Annotated in this window: 3 protein-coding genes; 1 reads left to right on the top strand and 2 read right to left on the bottom strand. The window is 47.0% G+C overall.

Features of this window, described 5'->3' with window-relative positions:
• Nucleotides 1-260: 260 nt before the first annotated feature.
• Nucleotides 261-905, bottom strand: a complete 645-nt coding sequence (locus C7460_RS23290; protein WP_221409617.1) for a hypothetical protein — start codon at nucleotides 903-905, stop codon at nucleotides 261-263.
• Between the two features lie 204 nt (nucleotides 906-1,109).
• On the bottom strand, nucleotides 1,110-1,955 hold the full coding sequence (gene dinD, locus C7460_RS23285; protein WP_115870542.1) for a DNA damage-inducible protein D: 846 nt from the start codon (nucleotides 1,953-1,955) through the stop codon (nucleotides 1,110-1,112).
• Nucleotides 1,956-2,937: 982 nt separating this feature from the next.
• On the opposite strand from dinD, the gene C7460_RS23280 reads away from it, so the two are divergent.
• A partial coding sequence (locus C7460_RS23280; protein WP_147303073.1) for a hypothetical protein occupies nucleotides 2,938-4,229 on the top strand: 1,292 nt, incomplete at its 3' end.

The following is a 4,229-nucleotide window of genomic DNA, read 5'->3' as shown; positions in this document are numbered from 1 at the left end:
ACGCCTATCTAGGCTATAAAACCCCTGAACAGTTCGGGGAAACTAAATATTCAGAGTGCGCTTAACTAATTGTCCACTTTTTTGTAGCAAATCCAGCGCTGTAGGTTCACGCTTCAAACATATCAAATCTGCGGGAATCCATTTGGCGCTTAGATACGAATAGCTAGTTTAAGTTTTTGCCTAATTCGGCTGAGGTACCAAAAAAACCCTCACCGAGAGGCGAGGGCTTTTTGACGCTTTATGAATGACAAAACAATTTATTAGTCTACGATGACCCGTGCGCGGGTATAGCTATCGTAAAAGTTGGTGTCGCTAAACTTAAACCGGATCATGATGCGGTCCAGGCTGTTGTTGAGCAGGTCCAGGGCTTCGTCTATCAGTGTGGAAGCCTCCTTTTTGGCACTGCGAGCGGCAGATTGCTTGAGTCGTGGCTGCCCGATCAGCTCTCGGAAGTCGTCCAAGCTTGTCATCAGGTCATTGATCTGCGGCTCGGTAATGCCATAGTCGGCCAGGTGTGTTACATTGGCTTGCAGCAGCTCCACAAATGCCTGAATCCTTGGTGGCAGTTCGGCATCCTTTGCCCGGGCAATGTCGGACTTATGGATGGTCGCCTGGGCTTCCAGGTCCGGCTGGTTGCTTAGGGCGGCATAGGCTGCCAGAGCGCCAGACAGTACGGCCGTCTTTTCGGCCAGGTGCTCTTTCAACTGATTTTTCTGAGTAGTAAGACCTTTCACATCCTTACCGGCCGTTTTTAGGTTTTCGTGTACCCCCAGCACCAGGTCATCTAGGCTCGTTTTCACCTGCGAGAGGATCGGTACTCCACTCCATATCGCCTGGTGTTGGTTGAGAAAAGTCTGCACAGATAGCAGCATCTGATAGCGAGTCATTTGACGGTCATTTAACATAGCTTTTAGTTTTTAATAAATGATACAATGCCTGAAATAATGAAAAATATCAATACCAGTCAATAGTTGCTGTGAAAAAATACCGGTAGCCGACAAAAATATGAAAGGGGTGTTCGCTAAAAATGGCTAAAAAGTGCGTTGTATGGGGGTGAATGTGAGATGTTATAATCTTGTAGGCCCTATATGCCAGAAAGGTAAAACGGATTATTCTCCAAGCTTATCAGGGTTTTTCCCAAGCTTTTTTTCTTCACCTTTCACCCTACGTTCCAGTTTTTTGATATCTTCTTCTGAAGGTAAATCCTCAGGCTTAATTCCCCTTTGGAGCAATACTCCTCTTACTCCTTGATTGTTTTTGATGTGCTCGGCCGAGATATGTTGTTCTGTCTTAAGCTTTCTTTCTTTGGTGTTGAAGATAGTTATTTCAGTAGCAAAGTCCTTTGCCTTTATCGTAATGGTGGGGAGAAAGTCAGCTAGTGCTCTTCCTTTGGCTATACCTAATTTTGTTTTCATTTGTTGAGTGGTTTTACCCCCAAACAATGCCGAATCACCCTTGCTTCTAATGATTCCAAAATTTCTATCGCTTCCCGTTTGTTCATAAATTAAGCCACTTAATTCCTTTTCTGATAAACTCAGTTTTTCTCTTGCTTGCAGTCGCTCCCAGTCTTTGATGCGCTGTTCGATGAGTTCTGATTTCCTTGTTTGAACAGCGAAATAATTCTGTGCAAAAGCAATAGGTTCTTTTTTAGGGTCACCATTTTGAGCAATGAGGTAGCACGCAAATCGAGTAATCATTATATCATCGATTTCTTTTTCTGCACCCTTTGGCATTTGGATCGTTTTGTTGACATCAACAAAATGATCAGAGACGTTATTTTCGCTGGTTTCGCAGGTGATTTTTGCTTTTATAATTACTTTTTGAAAGTTTCTCCACTCCGTATATCCGAGTAAATGTTGTAAGTCTCTGGCAAACCAAAACTCAATACCATTTTCGGTATTATTGGAATGTTCTTCAAAAGTTTCAGTTAGCGATTGAATTAGTTCATGTTTCATTTTAAATGATTTTATTCAGGGAGTTTTACCATTTAAAAACCAGGTAAATATTTGCTTTACGCCGACGGTATTAATTGTTCTTCTTGCCAAGTCTCACAAACAAAATACTTCTTTTATTTTTCCCCGTAGCAGGGAAAGCAAGTTGAGCATGTTGTTAATGATAGATTATACAACTCTTGAAATAATGAAAAATATCAATACCAGTCAATAGTTGCTGTGAAAAAATACCGGTAGTCGAAAAAAATACGAAAGAGGTGTTCGCTAAAAATAGCTAGAAAGTGCGTTGTATGGGGGTAAAAGCGAAATGCACCGTTGTAAAAGTTAAATGCACGGATGTCAGATATGATTGCACCAATGTAAAAGTTGATAGCACGGATGTAAAAGTCAATTGTACGGATGTAAGGGTTGATTGTACGACTGTCAGCGTCAATTGCATGAATGTAAAAGTTAATTGTACGGGTGTACGAGTTGATTGCATGAGTGTAAAATTTAATTGCACGGATGTAAGAGTTGATTGTACGAACGCAGGGGAAAAACCCTGGAGGTTTCCAAAACCTCCAAGGTTTCTAGATTGCTGCGAGGTGCTGTTCGATTAAGAATTGTGGTGATGCCTGCCTACGGTGTGGAAGATTTTGTCCTGATGATCCTGCCAGCAAGCCTGTTGGTTTTGTCAGTTTGAGCCCGCCTCCGGCGAGGCAGGCCCGCCCTTCTGCGTGGCAGGTTTTGTCATGGTGAGCCCGTCGAAGCATAAGACAAAACCTTGCAGAACTAAAGAGGTCGGGTCTTACCTTTCGAAACTAGGCGTTCCCCAGCTCAAGGTGACCCGACCTGTCGTTCCCCAGCTCCATGCCTTCGGCAGGTAAACAGGATGACCAGACCGAACTTCCACAACAGTGGGGCTGTCTCCCTAACTCAAAATTGCTATTCTCACCGGTAGGTATTAGTTTAGCTGAGCTAACTAACCGTTATCGCCCGCTTAACCATGCTTACTCACTATCGCCAAACCTGGGAAAGGCTACAGCTATACCCTTCCCTCAAGTACCTGCTTGCACCACTACTGGTGCTATGTGCCCTCTCTGCACTAAGTCAAAACTACCCTACCCAGACCCGCGAGCTCCCACCTGTCACCATCACCGAAGAGCGTGCCCGTGACCTCATGCGCCAGCTCACCGACCTGGACGCCTTCATGCATGCTGTCGGTATCAAAAACATCGCCAATGACCAGCGCCTGGAAGCCTATGCCACAGGCTTTGCCGAGCGCAACCAGATAGAAGTCTTCACCATCGGCTACATCGATAGCGACGAACTCTGGCCACGGGTATTTCGCAACATTCGCCTCAAAAAGCTCAACAACATCACCACCGATCAGCTGCTGGCCGCCCACATCCTGTTTATCCCCCAGGACGATGGCTATACCGTAGAGCTCAAGCTAGAAGGCAAAACCACCGAAGTATACGAGCTACTGGAGCTCACCAAAGAAGAAGTAGAGCTGATCGCCAAAGAAACCAGCGACCAGCAGCTGGGCAGCACCGTCTATGCCAAGCCCAAAGAAGCCCGCGAGACAGTGGTGAGCGCCATGATCGCTGCCTTGCAGCGGGTGGAGCAGCAGACCGATCCGGTAGCACAGAGCATTACTCCAGTCACCTTTCAGCCAACCACTGACCAGAAGTACGGCTTTGATGCACCCGTCCATGACCAACTAGCCGCCGACTACCCCACGGTAACCATCGGAGGGGAGACCCTTCGCACCTCTTGGAAGTCCCTCAAGCAAGGCACCCCCGACCCGGTCATAGCCAAAGATGATGCAGGTCAGGAACTCACCTTTGAGTACAATGGCACTCCACTAACGGCTACCCCTACAGACAATACGTACACCCTCCAGCTCGTAGGTGGGGCAGATGGTTCCACCAGTGAGCTGGTTGCCAAAGTAGGTGAATACACGGCAGGCGTCCTGCAGACGGTAAGCTATGCGGAGGTATTGACCAAAGTGACCATCGTGCCGGTAAATGGCGCAGGGGCAGGCATTACCCAAAACCAGCTACAAACCCGCCTCAACAAGATCTATGGTCCGGCAGTGGCCAGTTGGCAGGTGGAAGTGATGGCAAACCAGACCCTCACAGGCTGGGACGAAGACGGTAATGGCCTGGACGATGGACAGACCGGCATGCTGTCCAACTACACCGGGGAGATGAACGCCCTGATCAAAGCATTCCGCTCCAAACACCAGCGCGCCAAAGACACCTACTACGTCTTTTTGGTAGCCAAAGCGGAGAA

Source organism: Marinoscillum furvescens DSM 4134, assembly GCF_003386095.1.
Taxonomy (GTDB): Bacteria; Bacteroidota; Bacteroidia; order Cytophagales; family Cyclobacteriaceae; genus Marinoscillum; species Marinoscillum furvescens.
The sequence above is the reverse complement of the archived record's forward strand: the minus strand, read 5'-3'. Positions and strand labels throughout refer to the sequence as shown.